The 16,837-nt window shown below is 62.6% G+C and carries 16 protein-coding genes; 12 read left to right on the top strand and 4 right to left on the bottom strand.

Going from position 1 to position 16,837, the window contains the following annotated elements; all coding sequences use genetic code 11:
• Window positions 1-420: 420 nt before the first annotated feature.
• The gene (gene tfpB / locus AC1RGE_RS23095; protein WP_492585089.1) at window positions 421-2,199 is read right to left on the bottom strand and encodes a type IV pilus assembly ATPase TfpB; all 1,779 of its coding nucleotides are present in this window, start codon (window positions 2,197-2,199) and stop codon (window positions 421-423) included.
• Window positions 2,200-2,312: 113 nt separating this feature from the next.
• Window positions 2,313-2,630 (bottom strand): ACT-like domain-containing protein, encoded by a 318-nt coding sequence (locus AC1RGE_RS23090; protein WP_011064118.1) that lies wholly within the window; start codon window positions 2,628-2,630, stop codon window positions 2,313-2,315.
• Window positions 2,631-2,754: 124 nt separating this feature from the next.
• Here AC1RGE_RS23090 and AC1RGE_RS23085 point away from each other — a divergent pair, with 124 nt between their 5' ends.
• Complete coding sequence (locus tag AC1RGE_RS23085; RefSeq protein WP_011064117.1) at window positions 2,755-3,225, top strand: Lrp/AsnC family transcriptional regulator; 471 nt, start codon at window positions 2,755-2,757, stop codon at window positions 3,223-3,225.
• A gap of 9 nt (window positions 3,226-3,234) precedes the next feature.
• Here AC1RGE_RS23085 and AC1RGE_RS23080 read toward each other — a convergent pair whose 3' ends face one another.
• Window positions 3,235-4,602: a CYTH domain-containing protein gene (locus tag AC1RGE_RS23080; protein WP_019093576.1), complete on the bottom strand. Its 1,368-nt coding sequence runs from the start codon at window positions 4,600-4,602 to the stop codon at window positions 3,235-3,237.
• A 158-nt stretch (window positions 4,603-4,760) separates the two neighbouring features.
• Between AC1RGE_RS23080 and argE the strand changes: the two genes are divergently transcribed.
• From argE to coaA, 11 genes are all read left to right on the top strand, one after another.
• Window positions 4,761-5,918: an acetylornithine deacetylase gene (argE, locus tag AC1RGE_RS23075; protein ID WP_019093577.1), complete on the top strand. Its 1,158-nt coding sequence runs from the start codon at window positions 4,761-4,763 to the stop codon at window positions 5,916-5,918.
• A gap of 136 nt (window positions 5,919-6,054) precedes the next feature.
• Window positions 6,055-7,353 carry an amino-acid N-acetyltransferase gene (gene argA, locus AC1RGE_RS23070; RefSeq protein ID WP_011064114.1) on the top strand — a complete coding sequence of 433 codons (1,299 nt, stop codon included), beginning with the start codon at window positions 6,055-6,057 and terminating at the stop codon, window positions 7,351-7,353.
• A 501-nt stretch (window positions 7,354-7,854) separates the two neighbouring features.
• Complete coding sequence (locus tag AC1RGE_RS23065) at window positions 7,855-9,228, top strand: OprD family porin (protein WP_072451828.1); 1,374 nt, start codon at window positions 7,855-7,857, stop codon at window positions 9,226-9,228.
• 273 nt (window positions 9,229-9,501) lie between these two features.
• The gene (locus AC1RGE_RS23060; protein WP_011064112.1) at window positions 9,502-10,140 is read left to right on the top strand and encodes a peroxiredoxin; all 639 of its coding nucleotides are present in this window, start codon (window positions 9,502-9,504) and stop codon (window positions 10,138-10,140) included.
• Window positions 10,141-10,450: 310 nt separating this feature from the next.
• Window positions 10,451-11,044, top strand: a complete 594-nt coding sequence (gene ssuE, locus AC1RGE_RS23055; protein ID WP_492585087.1) for an NADPH-dependent FMN reductase — start codon at window positions 10,451-10,453, stop codon at window positions 11,042-11,044.
• An 89-nt stretch (window positions 11,045-11,133) separates the two neighbouring features.
• Window positions 11,134-12,099 (top strand): sulfonate ABC transporter substrate-binding protein, encoded by a 966-nt coding sequence (locus AC1RGE_RS23050; RefSeq protein WP_011064110.1) that lies wholly within the window; start codon window positions 11,134-11,136, stop codon window positions 12,097-12,099.
• A 24-nt stretch (window positions 12,100-12,123) separates the two neighbouring features.
• Complete coding sequence (ssuD, locus tag AC1RGE_RS23045) at window positions 12,124-13,272, top strand: FMNH2-dependent alkanesulfonate monooxygenase (RefSeq protein ID WP_015637415.1); 1,149 nt, start codon at window positions 12,124-12,126, stop codon at window positions 13,270-13,272.
• Window positions 13,273-13,281: 9 nt separating this feature from the next.
• Window positions 13,282-14,070: an aliphatic sulfonate ABC transporter permease SsuC gene (ssuC, locus tag AC1RGE_RS23040; protein WP_011064108.1), complete on the top strand. Its 789-nt coding sequence runs from the start codon at window positions 13,282-13,284 to the stop codon at window positions 14,068-14,070.
• Window positions 14,067-14,873 (top strand): aliphatic sulfonates ABC transporter ATP-binding protein, encoded by an 807-nt coding sequence (gene ssuB, locus AC1RGE_RS23035; RefSeq protein WP_011064107.1) that lies wholly within the window; start codon window positions 14,067-14,069, stop codon window positions 14,871-14,873. Before ssuC ends, ssuB begins: the two co-directional genes overlap by 4 nt.
• 34 nt (window positions 14,874-14,907) lie before the next feature.
• The gene (locus tag AC1RGE_RS23030; protein ID WP_011064106.1) at window positions 14,908-15,123 is read left to right on the top strand and encodes a TOBE domain-containing protein; all 216 of its coding nucleotides are present in this window, start codon (window positions 14,908-14,910) and stop codon (window positions 15,121-15,123) included.
• A 117-nt stretch (window positions 15,124-15,240) separates the two neighbouring features.
• On the top strand, window positions 15,241-16,158 hold the full coding sequence (gene coaA, locus AC1RGE_RS23025; protein ID WP_011064105.1) for a type I pantothenate kinase: 918 nt from the start codon (window positions 15,241-15,243) through the stop codon (window positions 16,156-16,158).
• Window positions 16,159-16,166: 8 nt separating this feature from the next.
• Here the strand turns inward: coaA and AC1RGE_RS23020 are convergent, their stop codons facing one another.
• Entirely contained in the window at window positions 16,167-16,805 is a 639-nt protein-coding gene (locus AC1RGE_RS23020; protein WP_011064104.1) for a TetR/AcrR family transcriptional regulator, read from the bottom strand.
• Window positions 16,806-16,837 lie beyond the last annotated feature (32 nt).

Here is a 16,837-nt window from a genome sequence, read left to right as displayed (position 1 = left end):
ACCGGCTGCAGCTCGGTGATGGCGTTGCGGATTTCCGGTGCCAGGGGCAACTTGGCGTTTTCCGCCAGGGCCTTGCGGAACCAGTCGCCGTGTTCGCGCAGGCTATTGCGGACCTCTTCGCCAGCGGCGGCATCGCCGGGCTGGCTGCTCAGGGCCTCCAGCACATCGGCCCGCAGGGCGTCGTGCATCATGTCGGCCTCCAGGTGGTTGCGCAGGGCGCTGGCGTTGAGTTCGTTGTCCACCAGTGCCCGCGCCAGGCGTGACTGGCCCCATAAACCCAGCCCGGCCACCAGGGCAATGGCCAGGAGGCTGACAACCCCGGTGGCGAGCATGTTTTGACGAATGTTCATACCGGGCTCCCTGCTTATCTCGGCGGTGACTCAAGCGTAGTCCAGCGCCTGGGGTTCGCCTCCTGTGCCGCTATGGGGGCTGGTTGCCGGGCGTGACCCGTAGCACTTCCTCAAGGCTGGTCAGGCCTTGGACAACCTTGTGCGCGGCAGCCAGGCGCAGGCTGCGCATGCCGTCCGCGCAGGCCTGGTGGTGCAGGCGGGCAAGATCCAGGTCGCGATGGATCAGGGCTTTGAGGGGGGAACCCAAGGGCATGATTTCGTAGACCCCGGTGCGTCCGTGGTAACCGGTACCCCGGCATTCGGCGCAGCCCACCGCGCGCTGGCCGCCGGCAGCGGGTGGCAGGTGCCGGGTTCCGGTCAGGCTTTCCCAGTCATCCGCCGTCAGCTGGGCGGGAACCTTGCAGTACGGGCAGAGGGTGCGCAGCAGGCGCTGGGCCATGACCCCGATCAGGGTGGCCTTGATCAGGTAATGGGGCACGCCCAGTTCCAGCAGTCGGCTGATGGCGCCGGGGGCGTCGTTGGTGTGCAGGGTAGACAGCACCAGGTGCCCGGTAAGTGCGGCCTGGATGGCCATTTCCGCAGTCTCAAGGTCACGGATCTCGCCGATCATGATGATGTCGGGGTCCTGGCGCATCAGTGCGCGCACGCCGCTGGAAAAACTCAGGTCGATATTGTGCTGGACCTGCATCTGGTTGAACGCCGGTTCGATCATCTCGATCGGGTCCTCGATGGTGCACAGGTTGACCTCGGGGGTCGCGAGCTTCTTCAGGGTGGTGTAGAGGGTGCTGGTCTTGCCCGAGCCGGTGGGCCCGGTGACCAGGATGATGCCGTGGGCCTGGGTGGTCATGGCTTGCCAGCGGCTCAGGTCATCGGTGCCAAAGCCCAACTGGTCGAAATCCTTGAGCAGGACCTGGGGATCGAAGATGCGCATCACCAGCTTTTCACCGAACGCCGTGGGCAGGGTCGAGAGCCGCAACTCGATTTCGCTGCCGTCGGGGGTGCGCGTCTTGACCCTGCCATCCTGGGGCTTGCGCTTTTCCGCGACGTTCATGCGCCCCAGGCTCTTGAGGCGGCTGACGATGGCCAGGGTGACCTGGGGCGGGAACTGGTAGACGTTGTGCAATACGCCATCGATGCGAAAGCGCAGGGTGCCGTGCTCGCGGCGGGGTTCGATATGGATGTCGCTGGCCCTTTGCTGAAAGGCGTACTGGAACAGCCAGTCGACGATATTGACGATGTGCGCATCGTCGGCATCCGGCTCCTGGTCGCTGGCCCCCAGTTTCAGCAGTTGCTCGAAGTTGCCCAGGCCACTGGCTTTCTGTTCGCTGCTGGCGCCGCTGACCGACTTGGCCAGGCGATAGAACTCCAGGGTCAGGCGCTGGATGTCCAGCGGGCTGGCCACCACCCGTCGCACCGTGCGCTTGAGAACATGGGCCAGGTCTGCTTCCCAGGCACTGACGTAAGGTTGGGCGCTGGCCACGGTAACGCTCTGCCCATCCACGGCCACGGCAAGGATCTTGTGCCGCTGGGCGAAGGCGAAGGACATCAACGGCGTGATGCTGGCCACGTCGATGCGCAGGGGGTCGATACGCAGGTAAGGCTGACCGGCTTGCCGGGCCAGCCAGGCCGTGAGGCTGTCCAGGTCCAGATGTGCGCCGGGGTGCTGCAGGTCGGGCAATTGCTGGCCGGCGATCACTTCCAGGGGATGCAGCAGGTTACCGGCTGCCTGATGCCGGACGCTCATGGCCTGCTCGGCGGCATCCTGGCTGATGCGGCCCTGGGCCAGCAATTCACGCAGCAGTTCGCTGAGGTCCAGCCAGCGGTCCTGGGGAAGGTGCGCGGCGCTCATGGGCGATTCCTTGGGGCTGTTGTCCAGATGTGGGTCTCTGACCACGAACAGCCAAGAATAGTCCCCGGGGCCTCAAGGGAATGCTTGCCAAGGGTTGCAGGGTTTTGCCGGGATCAACCCGCGGCCTGCAGGCGCGAAGGTTCCGCCAGCTCCAGCTCCACGTCACAGACACTGATCAGGTTGCGCAGCTTTGCGCCGATCACCTGGGCCCGATGCCAGCTCAGGTCGTCGAGTTCCACCTCCATATACAGCGTGGCGTCCTGCTGCTGCATCGACACCCGCTGCGGCACCAGGAACTGCAGGGCGAAGTGGTTGAGGATGCGGCACAGCACATCGGCCTCGGCGTCGGCCACTATCCGGTAGTGCACGCGACAGTGAGCATTGTTGAGGTTCCAGGCATCGGCGCGGGGGGCTGGCTCGAAAGGGGGCATGGCGGTCTCCAGGTCAGTGGAGAAATTTTTACATTCGGTTTCGGGTATTTCTTATCTAAGATTGGGTTTATTTGCTTGAATATGAATTGTTCAATTCAATTTTTAATGTTTATGGGTATTTATTATGCATAGCGACTTGGACGCCTATGACCGCCGCATCCTCGCGCTGCTGCAAGAGGACGCCTCGCTTTCCAGTGCGCAGATCGCCGAGCAGGTGGGGTTGTCCCAGTCGCCATGCTGGCGACGGATCCAGCGGATGAAGGAGGAGGGGGTGATCCGCGGCCAGGTGACCCTGCTGGACCGCAAGAAGATCGGCCTCAACACGCAGATCTTCGCCGAGATCAAGCTCAACGCTCACGGGCGCTCCAACTTCACCGAGTTCACCGAGGCGATCCGCGGTTTTCCGGAAGTGCTGGAGTGCTATGTGCTGATGGGCGCGGTGGACTTTCTGCTGCGGATCGTGACCGCGGATATCGAAGCCTATGAACGCTTCTTCTTCGAGAAGCTGTCCATGGTGCCGGGTATCCAGGAGGTGAACTCGATCGTTGCCCTGTCGGAGATCAAGTCCACCACCAGCCTGCCGGTCATGCGCTGAGGGGCGGGGTTACAGGCGCAGGAGGGTTTTCCAGGCACGGTTCTGGAACACCGCGATGGCCTGCTGCTTGCGGGCGTCGAGGGCTTCGTCGGTGATCGGCTCGTTGGCCAGCTGGGCCAGTTTGTTCAACTCGCCATAGAGACGGTCCAGCTCCGGGATCTCCAGCGCGGAGCGGGCGTGGTGCAACCAGGCCTGGATGCGTTCAATGCGCGGCAACTGCTCGGCCAGGTCTTCCGGTTGCTGCTGATAGCGCGGCAGTTGCAGGGAGGTGGCTTCCTCGGCCAGCAGGCGTGGCAACCAGCTGCCCAGCTGTGCGGCGCCCTGGCGGTTGCCCCGGGTGTTGCGGTCAGCGGCCCAGGCCCGGGCCAGCAGCCAGCGCGAGGTATTCAGCGAGAACAGGCCCCAGCGCACGTCCTGCAACTCTTCGATGAACTGCTCCGGCGCGGCCTTGCGCACGTCTTCGTCATCAAGGCCGGCCTGTACCAGCGGACGCCAGTCTTCCAGCAGGGCGTCCAGGGCACTGCGCAATTCAGCGGTGGACTGGCGCGGTGCGGCCTGGCCCAGGCTGCTGGCCAGGGCTCGCAGCTCGGCAAGGTTGTCCACCCAGTCCTGCAGCAGGCGCCAGTGGCCATTGAAGCGGTACTGCTCGGCCAGGCGCTGGCTGCTGCCCAGCAGGTGCCAGGCCAGAGCGGCGAAAGCTTCGTCCAGGGGCGTCTCGGCGCTCAATTGCGGCGCGGGCAGGCTCAGGGAGTAGCTGCCGGCGTCGAACAGGCGATAGCCGCGCTCGGCCTTGCTGATGTCGCAGGGCATCAGCGGCAGGGTCAGGGCCAGCTCCGCTGCCAACTCCAGCAGGGCAGCCGGTTCGCCTTCACGCAGCTCCAGTTCCAGCTCGCAGATTTCTTCCTTTTGCTTGCCGGCGATGACTTGGCCCAAGTCCAGGGCGGCTTCGATCACCACCTTGGCCTTGCCGCGGCCCCAGGCGATTTCCGCGCGCTCGCGGACGAAATCCGTGGTGAACAATGGCTTGAGGGTCTTCTTGTCCAGTTCGGCCAGGGCTTCGGGCCAGCATTGGCCTTCGAGCTTTTTCACGTCCAGCTTGGCCTTGGCCAGTTGCCAGTCGTACTCGTTGCGTTCGGACAGGCCGGCGACGCTCTGGCCGCTGGTCTTCAGGGTCTGGATCACCGCGTCACCGTCGCGACGCAGGCGCAGGGCGACTTTGGCCCGGGCCAGGTCGCGTTCTGGGGTGTCGAAGTACTGATTCATCAGTTCACGGCGTTCCCAGCCACTTTTGTTGCGTTTTTTCAGTAGCGGGTGCTCGCGCAGGGCGGCGAGGGTTTCGCGGCTGACGCGGAGTTTGATTTCGGTTTCTTTCTGCATGGCCGGAAAATCCAGGATCGGGAGCGCAGCCGGGGAATAGTTGGCTGCCAAGGCCGTGCAGTGTACAGGACAAGGCGCCCGCAGGTGCCGCGGCGGTTCCTTCCGCTTGCGGGATGCCTCTATGATGGGCCTCACATTGGGATTCCCGGAGACAGCTCATGCCCCTGCCGTCCATGAAGGATCAGTTTGCCGCGCTGATCGCCGCGCCATCGGTGAGCTGCACTCAAGCAGCACTGGATCAATCCAACCGTGCGGTGATCGACCTGCTGGCCGGTTGGCTCGGCGACCTGGGTTTTGCCTGTGACATCCAGCAGGTCAGCCCCGGCAAGTTCAACCTGCTGGCCAGTTTCGGCAGTGGCCCTGGCGGCCTGGTACTGGCTGGGCACAGCGACACCGTGCCCTATGACAGCGCGCTGTGGCAGACCGACCCCTTGAAGCTGACCGAAGTCGACGGCCGCTGGGTCGGCCTGGGCAGTTGCGACATGAAGGGTTTCTTCGCCCTGATCATCGAGGCAGTGCGGCCCCTGCTGGATCAGCCTTTCAAGCAGCCGCTGCTGGTCCTCGCCACTTGCGACGAAGAAAGCTCCATGGCCGGGGCGCGGGCCTTGGCGCAAGCCGGCCGACCCCTGGGGCGCGCGGCGGTGATCGGCGAGCCTACGGGGCTCAAGCCGATCCGCCTGCACAAGGGGGTGATGATGGAGCGCATCGATATCCTCGGCCGCAGCGGTCATTCGTCGGACCCGAGCCTGGGTCGCAGTGCCCTGGAAGCCATGCACGATGCCATTGGCGAGCTGCGGGGCCTGCGGTTGCTGTGGCAGCGCGAGTACCGCAATGCGCAGTTCAGCGTCCCGCAACCGACCCTGAACTTCGGCTGCATCCATGGCGGCGACAACCCCAACCGCATCTGTGGCCAGTGTTCCCTGGAGTTCGACCTGCGGCCCCTGCCGGGCATGGATCCGGATGTGCTGCGCGAGGCCATCCGGCAGAAGCTCAAGCCGATTGCCGAACGCCATGAAGTGAAGATCGACTATGCGCCGTTGTTCCCCGCGGTCCCGCCTTTCGAGCAGCCCGAGGATGCCGAGTTGGTGCGAGTGGCAGAGCGGTTGACCGGGCATCGTGCCGAAGCAGTAGCGTTTGGCACCGAAGCACCTTATCTTCAGCGCCTTGGCTGCGAGACCCTGGTGCTCGGCCCGGGTGATATCGCCTGTGCCCACCAGCCGGGGGAGTACCTCGAAATGTCACGCTTGCAGCCTACCGTGCATCTATTACGTGAATTGATTGAACATTACTGCCTGACGCCGGCCCAATTTCAGTAAATTGCCGGTGGCCTTGTCCGTACCCATGAGGAGAGTAAGCGTGTTGCCAAGCCTGTTCCGACGATAACCATCAGCCCGCTGTGAGTTTTCCGTTTCGTCCTTTCATAGGCTGCTTTTTATTTACAGGCTCAGGTTCATGCCCGAATACGTCAATTGGCTTCGCCACGCGTCTCCCTATATCAATGCCCACCGCGACTGCACCTTCGTGGTCATGCTGCCCGGCGACGGCGTTGAACACCCCAACTTCGGCAATATCGTCCACGACCTGGTGCTGCTCCACAGCCTGGGGGTGCGCCTGGTGCTGGTGCACGGCTCGCGCCCACAGATCGAAGCCCGCCTGGCGGCCCGTGGCCTGACGCCCCATTACCATCACGGCCTTAGGATCACCGACGCGGCAACCCTGGAGTGCGTGATCGATGCCGTGGGCCAGTTGCGCATCGCTATCGAGGCGCGCCTGTCCATGGACATGGCCTCTTCACCGATGCAGGGCTCGCGGTTGCGGGTGGCCAGCGGCAACCTGGTGACTGCCCGTCCGATCGGCGTGCTGGAAGGCGTCGACTATCACCACACCGGCGAAGTGCGCAGGGTCGATCGCAAAGGCATCAATCGCCTGCTGGACGAGCGTTCCATCGTCCTGCTCTCGCCCCTGGGTTATTCTCCCACCGGGGAAACCTTCAACCTGGCCTGCGAAGACGTGGCCACTCGCGCCGCCATCGACCTTGGGGCCGACAAACTACTGCTGTTCGGCGCCGACCCGGGCCTGCTGGATGAAAACGGCAAGCTGGTGCGCGAATTGCGCCCGCAACAGGTGCCGGCGCATTTGCAGCGCCTGGGGGGCAACTATCAGGCCGAGCTGCTGGATGCCGCCGCCGAGGCGTGCCGCGGCGGGGTCGGACGCAGCCATATCGTCAGCTACGCCGAGGACGGCGCCTTGCTGACCGAGCTCTTCACCCGCGACGGCGGCGGCACCCTGGTGGCCCAGGAACAGTTCGAGCGGGTGCGCGAGGCGGCGATCGAGGACGTGGGCGGCTTGCTGGAGCTGATCAGCCCGCTGGAAGAGCAGGGCATCCTGGTGCGGCGTTCCCGCGAGGTGCTGGAGCGCGAGATCGAGCAGTTCAGTGTGGTGGAGCGCGAGGGCATGATCATCGCCTGCGCGGCCCTGTACCAGATTGCCGATTCCGATGCCGGTGAGCTGGCGTGCCTGGCGGTGAACCCCGAGTACCGCCATGGCAAGCGTGGCGACGAGCTGCTGGAAAGGATCGAGACCCGCGCTCGGGCCCAGGGCTTGAAGACGCTGTTCGTCCTCACCACTCGTACCGCTCACTGGTTCCGCGAGCGGGGTTTCGTGCCCAGCAGTGTCGAGCGCCTGCCATCGGCCCGGGCCTCGCTGTACAACTACCAGCGCAATTCGAAGATCTTCGAAAAAGCCCTCTGAACCCGCCTCTTTGCGCAACTGGCCGCCACGGCCCGATCAATTGATCGAACCGTGGCGGCCAGTTGCACATGTCAGAAAAATTTCATTTCGATACAAAAACTGTAACAAATTGACGGGAGGATAGGCTCTTAGCCATGATTGCGTCGCTTTTTTGATCCTGAATGACGTTTTGCGCTTGTACACGCAGGGGATCTTGGGGGCTGAGTCAGGGGAATATTTTTCAGAAATAAGCTTGCGAGCGTCTACGCTGCGATTCGTCGTCTGATAATGGCGAGCTTTATTCCTGAAAGGTATGAAAAAGAATTAAACAATTCTTTTTGGGTTTATGAGTAATTCATTACCCTGCATGGACCAAATCACTGCGATTAGACCATGGTCGTAGACACAGGTCGTTACGATTGACTTATCAGTCACGGTCTGGCGCTAATCGCGCATCTGTGGCACCCGGGCGTTCGATCCGGGGCCAGGAACCACAAGAATTAGAAACGAGAGGAGCGAAACATGAACAAGTCCACCTTGGCCCTGGCTGTGGCCGTAGGGGTTTTGGCGCAGCAGGCAGGCGCCGCCGGTTTCATCGAAGACAGCAAGGCTACCTTGGGGCTGCGTAACTTCTACATCAATACCGACAACCGCGACGGCGATACCAAAGCTGCTGGCGCTCAGAGTAAGCAGGAAGAGTGGGGCCAAGGCTTCCAACTCAACTTCACCTCCGGTTACACCGAAGGCACTGTAGGTTTCGGTCTGGATGCAATCGGCTTGCTGGGCATCAAGTTGGACTCGGGTGGCGGCACTAACGGTGCTACTCCCACCTCCTATGGCGGTACAGTATTTCCAAGCAAGTCCAATGGCGAAGCTGTTGATAACTACTCCAGTCTGGGCCTGACTGCCAAAGCCAAGATTTCGCAAACTGAATTGAAACTGGGCACCCTGCAGCCAAAACTGCCGGTTATCGTGACTAACGATGGTCGCATGCTGCCGCAAACCTTCCAGGGTGGTCAGATCACTACCAATGAGATCAAGGACCTGACTCTGGTCGGTGGTCAGATCGAGCACGCGAAGGGCCGCAACTCTAGCAACAACGAAGAGTTGTCGATTGCCGGCGCCAATGCTCACACCGCAGCCGGTCGTGACAGCAACAAGTTCATCTACGGCGGTGGCGACTATAAGATCACCAAAGATCTTACTGCTCAGTACTACTATGGCAACCTGCAGGACTTCTACAAACAGCACTTTGTGGGCTTGCTGCACAACTGGGCCATCGGCCCAGGCGTATTGAAGTCCGACCTGCGTTACTTCAACAGCCGTAACGATGGTGCCAATGGCCACGACTCGGCTTACTACACCACCGGTGACTACGGTACTGGCATCACCAAGGGCAAGGTTGATAACCGACTGCTCAGTGGCTTGTTCCTGTACTCGGTTTCCGGCCACACCTTCGGCGGCGGCTATCAGGTCAGCAACGGTGACAGCGACTTCCCTTGGCTGAACCAGGGTGATGGTTCTTCGGCTTACCTGACCACCGACATGCAGATCCAGAAATTCGCGCGTGCCGGTGAACGTACCTGGCAAGCTCGTTACTCCTACGACTTCGCCAAAGTGGGCCTGCCAGGCCTGACTGCTGGCGTTGTTTACCTGCGCGGCGACAACATCGACACATCCGGCAAGGTAGGGTCTACCACTCCACAACGCACAGTCTCGGCTACTGGCCGCAGCGAGTGGGAACGTGACCTGACCGTCGCTTACGTTATTCCGGAAGGTCCACTGAAAAACCTGGGTCTGACCTGGAAAAACGCCATGTGGCGCAACGACATCCCGGGCCAGCGCGATCAGGACGAAAACCGCCTGATCGTCAGCTATTCGATCCCGCTGCTGTAATAGCGTGATAAAGCCTCGCCCGGCGCAATGCCGGGCGAGGTGTTGTTTCAAGTCAGGCCCACCCCCGTGAGCCCTTCCTGAATCCCCCTCTTTTTACAGCTACTCAAGGCCTTCTCGAACCTTGTTGAGAAGGGTGGTCTTCGCTTGTCCGCGAGTCCAGTGAAGAGATTTTTAATATTCAATTCAGTTATTAATAAATCGATATATATTCTTTTTAAATAGTCTCCCGTGCAGGCAGAGTAGCTTCATCACGCACTCACAGGAGCAGCACCCATGAGCCTCAGACTGGGCGACATCGCCCCCGACTTCGAACAGGATTCCAGTGCCGGCAAGATTCGTTTCCACGAGTGGCTGGGCGATAGCTGGGGCGTGCTGTTTTCTCATCCGGCGGATTTCACTCCGGTATGCACCACCGAGTTGGGCTTTACCGCCAAGCTCAAGGACGAATTCGCTCAACGCGGGGTGAAGGCCATTGCCCTCTCGGTGGACCCGGTGGACTCCCATCACAAGTGGATCGAAGACATCAACGAGACCCAGAACACCCGGGTCAACTTCCCGATCCTGGCGGATGCCGATCGCAAGGTCTCGGACCTCTATGACCTGATCCACCCCAATGCCAACGACACCCTGACCGTACGCTCGCTGTTCGTCATCGACCCGAACAAGAAGATTCGCCTGACCATCACCTACCCGGCCAGCACCGGGCGCAACTTCCACGAAATCCTGCGGGTAATCGATTCGCTGCAACTCACCGACAACTACAAGGTGGCCACCCCGGCCAACTGGCAGGACGGTGACGAAGTGGTGATCGTGCCTTCGCTCAAGGACGAGGAAGAGATCAAGCGTCGCTTTCCCAAGGGCTATCGCGCAGTGAAGCCCTATCTGCGCCTGACGCCGCAACCCAACCGCTGATACACCAACCGCCGTAGGAGCCTGCTTGCCGACAAAGGCGGTCGTGAGGCCGGCGCAAGTTTCGCCGACCCTTTCGCGGGCAAGCCCGCTCCTACGGAGCACGCAGGAGCAAAAGATCCATAAAGCAGGGGTTTAAGGCCGTTCCGACGGCCTATTTTTTTGCCTGCGGAAAATACTTCCTTATATATTTTTAAGGAATAAACAAATGAATAAATAAGATTTATAGATATAAAAATAGGCTGTTAAGGTCTCTCCAACTCGGCGAGATCGCATCCCGCGAATCGCTTTCTTCGTTCAAGGAATTCTCTGCATGCTGGTGGTCTCTCTCGGTGGCAGTCCCAGCCAACGCTCCCGTTCCGGGGTGCTGCTGGAGTTGGCCAAGCGCTGGTTACAGCAGCAAGGCGTGGAATTGGTCAGCTACCAGGTACGGGACTTCCCGGCCGAGGATCTGCTCCACGCGCGCTTCGACAGCCCCAAGGTCATCGACCTGCTGCAACAGATCGAACAGGCCGACGGCTTGCTGATTGCGACGCCGGTGTACAAAGCGTCGTTTTCCGGGGCCCTGAAAACCCTGCTCGACCTGCTGCCCGAGCGGGCCCTGAGCCACAAGGTGGTGCTGCCCATGGCTACCGGCGGCAGCATTGCCCACATGCTGGCGGTGGATTACGCATTGAAGCCGGTGCTTTCGGCCCTCAAGGCCCAGGAGATGCTCCAGGGCATCTTTGCCGAGGACAGCCAGATCGCCTACGGCGAGGGCAGCGCCCAGCCGCAATTGGCCGAGGCCCTGGAGCAACGCTTGAAAGAAGCGCTCGAGCAGTTCCACAGCGCCATGGCCCGTCGCCCCAAGCCGCTGGATCCGCATCTGCTCAATGAACGCCTGTTGAGTGCTCGCTGGAGCATTTGAGCCTCACCCCCGATTGAAATACTCGCCTTACTCGCCCGCCAACGGGCAAGCAGGTGCAGCCACAACCCCACAGCAAAAAGGAGAGCGCCATGCGCCCTGTCATTTTGCGTCGCGGTCTGGTCGCTCTGTTTGCTGCGGCTGTGTCCTTCGGCGCCATTGTTCAAGCTCAGGCCGAGACCTTGCGGATCGGTTATCAGAAGTACGGCACCCTGGTGCTGCTCAAGGCCAAGGGTTCCCTGGAGAAGCGCCTGGCGCAGCAGGGCGTCGAGGTGCAGTGGACTGAATTTCCCGGAGGCCCACAGTTGCTGGAGGGCCTCAATGTCGGGTCCATCGACTTCGGCGTGACCGGCGAGACCCCGCCAGTCTTTGCCCAGGCCGCCGGTGCCGACCTGCTGTATGTGGCCTACGAGCCGCCGGCCCCCCATAGCGAAGCGATCCTGGTGCCCAAGGGTTCGCCGATCCAGTCGGTGCAGGACCTCAAGGGCAAGAAGGTGGTGCTGAACAAGGGCTCCAACGTCCATTACCTGCTGGTCCGCGCTCTGGAAGACGCCGGCCTGAAATACAGTGATATCCAGACCGTGTTCCTGCCGCCGGCTGATGCCCGCGCCGCATTCGAGCGGGGCAGCGTCGATGCCTGGGCCATCTGGGACCCCTACCAGGCAGCCGCCGAGCAGCAGCTACAGGCTCGCACCCTGCGTGACGGCTCGGGCATCGTCGACAACCACCAGTTCTACCTGGCCACCAAACCCTACGCGCAACAGCATCCCGAGGTGATTACCGCCCTGGTGGAAGAAGTGCGGGCGGTGGGCGAGTGGTCCAAGGGCAATCCGCAGGAGGTCACCCAACAGGTGGCACCGCTTTTGGGCCTGCCGGCCGACATCACCCTCACTTCGGTTAAGCGCCAGGGCTATGGCGCGGGCTTCCTGACCCCGGAAGTGATCGCCGCGCAGCAGAAAATCGCCGACAGCTTCTACCAGCTCAAGCTGATTCCCAAGCCGTTGAGCATCAAAGACGTGATCTGGACGCCCACCGCCGCCGTGGCCAAAGCGCCGTAATTCGACCCCTTAGGAGACAACTCCATGAGCCTCAATATCTTCTGGTTCCTGCCTACCCACGGCGACGGCCATTACCTTGGCACCGCCGAAGGCGCTCGCGCCGTCGATCATGCTTACCTGCAGCAGATCGCCCAGGCTGCCGATCGCCTGGGGTTCGGCGGCGTGCTGATCCCCACCGGACGCTCCTGCGAGGACTCCTGGCTGGTGGCGGCGTCGCTGATCCCGGTGACCCAGCGTCTGAAGTTCCTCGTGGCCCTGCGCCCGGGGATCATCTCCCCGACGGTAGCGGCGCGCCAGGCAGCGACCCTGGACCGGTTGTCCGGCGGCCGGGCGCTGTTCAACCTGGTAACCGGGGGGGATCCGGACGAACTGGCCGGCGACGGCCTGTTCCTCGACCATGAGGAGCGCTACCAGGCTTCGGTGGAGTTCACCCGTATCTGGCGCCGGGTGCTGGAAGGTGAAACCGTGGACTACGACGGCCAGCACATCAGCGTGAAGGGCGCCAAGCTGCTCTATCCGCCGCTGCAGCAACCCCGTCCGCCGCTGTATTTTGGTGGCTCCTCGGAAGCGGCCCAGGACCTGGCCGCCGAGCAGGTGGAGATGGTCCTGACCTGGGGCGAGCCGCCGGCCGCAGTAGCCGAGAAGATCCAACAGGTGCGGGACAAGGCCGCCAAACTCGGGCGCACCGTACGCTTCGGCATCCGCCTGCATGTGATTGTGCGGGAAACCAACGCCGAGGCCTGGCAGGCTGCCGAGCGGCTGATTTCCCATCTGGACGACGACACCATCGCCCGGGCCCAGGCGTCCCTGGCGCGCTTCGATTCCGTAGGCCAGCAGCGCATGGCCGCCTTGCATGGCGGCCGCCGCGACCAGTTGGAAGTCAGCCCCAACCTCTGGGCCGGGGTCGGCCTGGTGCGCGGCGGTGCCGGTACGGCCCTGGTGGGCGACGGCCCGACCGTGGCGGCCCGCATGCAGGAGTATGCGGACCTGGGCATCGACACCTTCATCTTCTCCGGCTATCCGCACCTGGAAGAGGCCTACCGGGTGGCCGAACTGCTGTTCCCGCACCTGGACATCGAACGTCCCAAGCTGCCTGAGGCGGCGGGTTACGTCAGCCCGTTCGGGGAGATGGTCGCCAACGACATCATTCCCAAAGCCGTGTCCCAGAGCTGAGGTGCGGCCATGAACGGACAACGCATAGTGCAGCGTCTGGCGCCCTGGGGCCTGCCGCTGCTGTTGTTGGCGGTGTGGCAACTGTCGGTGTCGGCGGGCTGGCTGTCGACCCGCATCCTGCCGGCCCCCAGCGCGGTGATCGAGGCCGGGGTCAGCCTGGTACGCAGTGGCGATATCTGGACCCACCTGGCCATCAGCGGCTGGCGCGCCGGCCTGGGTTTTGTCATTGGTGGCGGCATCGGCCTGGCGCTGGGCTTTATCACCGGCCTGTCGAAATGGGGTGAGCGGCTGCTGGACAGCTCGGTACAGATGATCCGCAACGTGCCGCACCTGGCGCTGATTCCCCTGGTGATCCTGTGGTTCGGCATCGATGAGTCGGCGAAGATTTTCCTGGTGGCCCTGGGCACGCTGTTCCCGATCTACCTCAACACCTACCACGGCATACGCAACGTCGACCCGGCATTGGTGGAGATGGCGCGCAGCTACGGCCTGTCCGGCTTCGCCCTGTTCCGCCAGGTGATCCTGCCCGGCGCCCTGCCTTCGATCCTGGTGGGGGTGCGCTTTGCCCTGGGCTTCATGTGGCTGACCCTGATCGTCGCCGAAACCATTTCCGCCAGCTCCGGCATCGGCTACCTGGCAATGAACGCCCGGGAGTTCCTGCAGACCGACGTGGTGGTGCTGGCGATCGTTCTGTACGCGGTGCTCGGCAAGCTGGCGGACCTGGCCGCGCGTGGCCTGGAGCGGGTCTGGCTGCGCTGGCATCCGGCCTACCAGGTCGCCAAAGGCGGTGCCCAATGACGGCTCAACAACCTCCGCGGCTGCTGCAGGGCATTCCCCTGGCGGTGCGCAAACTGCAAAAGACCTTCGGCTCGCGGCAGGTGCTGCGGGAAATCGACCTGCACATTCCCGCCGGCCAGTTCGTGGCGGTGGTGGGGCGCAGCGGCTGCGGCAAAAGTACCTTGCTGCGCCTGCTGGCCGGTCTCGACCAGCCAAGTGCTGGCGAACTGTTGGCCGGTTCCGCGCCCTTGAGCGCTGCCATTGAAGACACCCGGTTGATGTTCCAGGAGGCGCGCCTGCTGCCCTGGAAAAAGGTCATCGATAACGTCGGGCTCGGGCTCAAGGGCAACTGGCGCCCCCAAGCCCTGCAGGCTCTGGAAGCCGTGGGCCTGGCGGATCGCGCCCAGGAATGGCCGGCGGCCCTGTCCGGTGGGCAGAAGCAGCGCGTGGCCCTGGCCCGTGCCCTGATCCACCAGCCGCGGCTGTTGCTGCTGGACGAGCCGCTGGGGGCGCTGGATGCCCTGACGCGGATCGAGATGCAGCAGTTGATCGAACGCCTGTGGCAGCAGCATGGCTTCACCGTGCTGCTGGTCACCCACGATGTCAGCGAAGCGGTGGCGATCGCCGATCGGGTGATCCTGATCGAAGACGGCGAGGTCGGTCTCGACCTGCACGTCGAGCTGCCCCGCCCGCGGGTACGGGGTTCCCATCGCCTGGCGGCGCTGGAGACCGAAGTCCTCAACCGCGTGCTGTCATTGCCCGGCTCGCCGCCGGAACCGGAACCCGTTTCACCCTTGCCCACGCAACTGCGCTGGGCACTTTAAAACAGCCGCTCATTTCGACCCCAGGAGAAACACCATGACCATCAAGGCCATCAACGTACGCAACCAGTTCAAGGGCACCATCAAGGAAATCGTCGAAGGCGACGTGCTGTCGGAAATCGACGTGCAGACCGCTTCCGGCATTGTCACTTCGGTGATCACCACCCGCTCGGTGAAAGAGCTGGAGCTGTCGATTGGCAGCGAAGTGATCGCCTTTGTGAAGTCCACCGAGGTATCGATCGCCAAGTTGTGAACGGCGCCCGATCACGGCCCCGAACGGTGCGAGCCCTTCGGGGCTTTTTCATGGGCGCTGTAAATACCGGTCAGATTTGATACTTTCCCTGCTTTCGGCAAGACCTGAACAGTAAACATGACAACAGAGCAGGGTCCAAATGTGGGGTATCTGGAGTTCGATCGCGACCATTGGGCCGCTCTGCGGGCCGGTGAGCCGATGAGTCTTGCGCCATCCGAGATGGAGACGCTGACCAGTCCGACCCAGCCCATGGCGTCCGAAGAAGTGCGGCAGATCCTCCTGCCGCTGTCGCGCCTGCTGCATTTGCATGCGGCGCAGGTGCAATCGCTGAAGGTGCCGCAGACAGGTTTCAAGGCCCCCTACGTGATCGGTGTTTCCGGCAGCGTGGCGGTGGGCAAGAGCAGTTTTGCCCGGGTCCTGGCGGCGCTGCTGGCCTATTGGCCGGGCAAGCCCAATGTGCACCTGGTGACCACGGATTCGTTCCTGTTCCCGCTGGCCACCCTGCAGGAAAAAAACATCCTGCACCGCAAGGGCTTTCCAGAGTCCTATGACGAGCCGCTGTTCTTGGATTTTCTCCAGGCGGTGTGCCGCCGGGGCGAAGCGGCGCGGATTCCCATCTATTCCCATGTGCGCTACGACATCCTGGCCGATGAGGCGCAGTCGGTGGAGGCGCCGGACATCATCATCCTGGAAGGCTTGAATGTGTTGCAGGGGGAGCAGGGCGAGGGCCTGAACGCCCTGGATTTCATCGACTTCTCGATCTATGTCGACGCTCCCGAAGCGACCATCAAGACCTGGTACCTGGAGCGGTTCGTCTACCTGAAGAACACTGCCTTCCAGTCGGGGGATTCCTACTTCAACAAGTACAAGGGCCTGTCCGATTCCGAGGCGCTGTCAGTGGCCTCCGATACCTGGGACAGGGTCAACCTGAAGAACCTGGTTGAAAACATCCTGCCGACTCGGGAGCGAGCCAACCTGATCATCCACAAGTCGGCGGACCACAGCATCGACCGGTTGCTGCTGCGTCAGGCCTGAACCGGCGTTCAGGGCGGGGTGGGGCGCTTGGCCAGGTAGGGCGGCAGGTACAGGCCCAGGTAGGCATCGAAGACGCGCATGCCTTCCTCGGCCATGCGCGGAGTGATCTGCCCGTGCTGCTGCACGGAGCGGGCATACACCCGATCTCCCAGCTCCATGGCCAGGGCGAACACGTCGACATCGACGGGTAGCGTCGGCAACTCGAAATGATGATCGAACAGCTTGTGCATCAGGTCCCCCAGCTCGATGTCGTGCTGGCGGTCGGCCTGGGTGACTTCGGTCAGGCCGTGCTGGGCGAGGATCAGTTGGCGGGCCGCCGCGTCCTCGCCGTAGATGTCGAGCATGCGTTGCTCCACCAGGCGTGACAGGTCGCGCCAGCTGCTGAGCCGCTCATGGTCGATAGGTTCCAGCAGGCAGGCGCGGAACGCCGCGTGGACATCGGCGGTAAGGGCTTCCAGCAGGGCCGGGACGCTGGCGAAGAAGTGATAGACCGAGGATGGCGGGATCTGCGCCTTGTCGGCCACGCTGTAGATCGACAGGCTGGCCACGCCCTCGGCCGCCAGCAGGGTCCGTGCGGCGTCGAGTATGGAGTCGATCCGGGCCTGGCTGCGTGCACGGGGTTTGCGAAGCGGGGCGGTGCGCGTCATCAGTCTCTCCTACAGGGCAGCGGGCATTGTAC

This window comes from Pseudomonas sp. GW823-FHT02C05 (genome assembly GCF_058797595.1).
The sequence above is the reverse complement of the archived record's forward strand: the minus strand, read 5'-3'. Positions and strand labels throughout refer to the sequence as shown.

What these genes read in the sequence shown, in the direction of transcription:
- AC1RGE_RS23050 (WP_011064110.1), top strand. Translation starts at nt 11,134, where the DNA reads ATGCGCCCTGTCATTTTGCGTCGCGGTCTGGTCGCTCTGTTTGCTGCG.
- AC1RGE_RS23020 (WP_011064104.1), bottom strand. Translation starts at nt 16,805, where the DNA reads ATGACGCGCACCGCCCCGCTTCGCAAACCCCGTGCACGCAGCCAGGCC.
- AC1RGE_RS23065 (WP_072451828.1), top strand. Translation starts at nt 7,855, where the DNA reads ATGAACAAGTCCACCTTGGCCCTGGCTGTGGCCGTAGGGGTTTTGGCG.
- AC1RGE_RS23080 (WP_019093576.1), bottom strand. Translation starts at nt 4,602, where the DNA reads ATGCAGAAAGAAACCGAAATCAAACTCCGCGTCAGCCGCGAAACCCTC.
- ssuC (WP_011064108.1), top strand. Translation starts at nt 13,282, where the DNA reads ATGAACGGACAACGCATAGTGCAGCGTCTGGCGCCCTGGGGCCTGCCG.
- argE (WP_019093577.1), top strand. Translation starts at nt 4,761, where the DNA reads ATGCCCCTGCCGTCCATGAAGGATCAGTTTGCCGCGCTGATCGCCGCG.
- ssuE (WP_492585087.1), top strand. Translation starts at nt 10,451, where the DNA reads ATGCTGGTGGTCTCTCTCGGTGGCAGTCCCAGCCAACGCTCCCGTTCC.
- AC1RGE_RS23085 (WP_011064117.1), top strand. Translation starts at nt 2,755, where the DNA reads ATGCATAGCGACTTGGACGCCTATGACCGCCGCATCCTCGCGCTGCTG.
- tfpB (WP_492585089.1), bottom strand. Translation starts at nt 2,199, where the DNA reads ATGAGCGCCGCGCACCTTCCCCAGGACCGCTGGCTGGACCTCAGCGAA.
- AC1RGE_RS23030 (WP_011064106.1), top strand. Translation starts at nt 14,908, where the DNA reads ATGACCATCAAGGCCATCAACGTACGCAACCAGTTCAAGGGCACCATC.
- ssuD (WP_015637415.1), top strand. Translation starts at nt 12,124, where the DNA reads ATGAGCCTCAATATCTTCTGGTTCCTGCCTACCCACGGCGACGGCCAT.
- ssuB (WP_011064107.1), top strand. Translation starts at nt 14,067, where the DNA reads ATGACGGCTCAACAACCTCCGCGGCTGCTGCAGGGCATTCCCCTGGCG.
- argA (WP_011064114.1), top strand. Translation starts at nt 6,055, where the DNA reads ATGCCCGAATACGTCAATTGGCTTCGCCACGCGTCTCCCTATATCAAT.
- AC1RGE_RS23060 (WP_011064112.1), top strand. Translation starts at nt 9,502, where the DNA reads ATGAGCCTCAGACTGGGCGACATCGCCCCCGACTTCGAACAGGATTCC.
- AC1RGE_RS23090 (WP_011064118.1), bottom strand. Translation starts at nt 2,630, where the DNA reads ATGCCCCCTTTCGAGCCAGCCCCCCGCGCCGATGCCTGGAACCTCAAC.
- coaA (WP_011064105.1), top strand. Translation starts at nt 15,241, where the DNA reads ATGACAACAGAGCAGGGTCCAAATGTGGGGTATCTGGAGTTCGATCGC.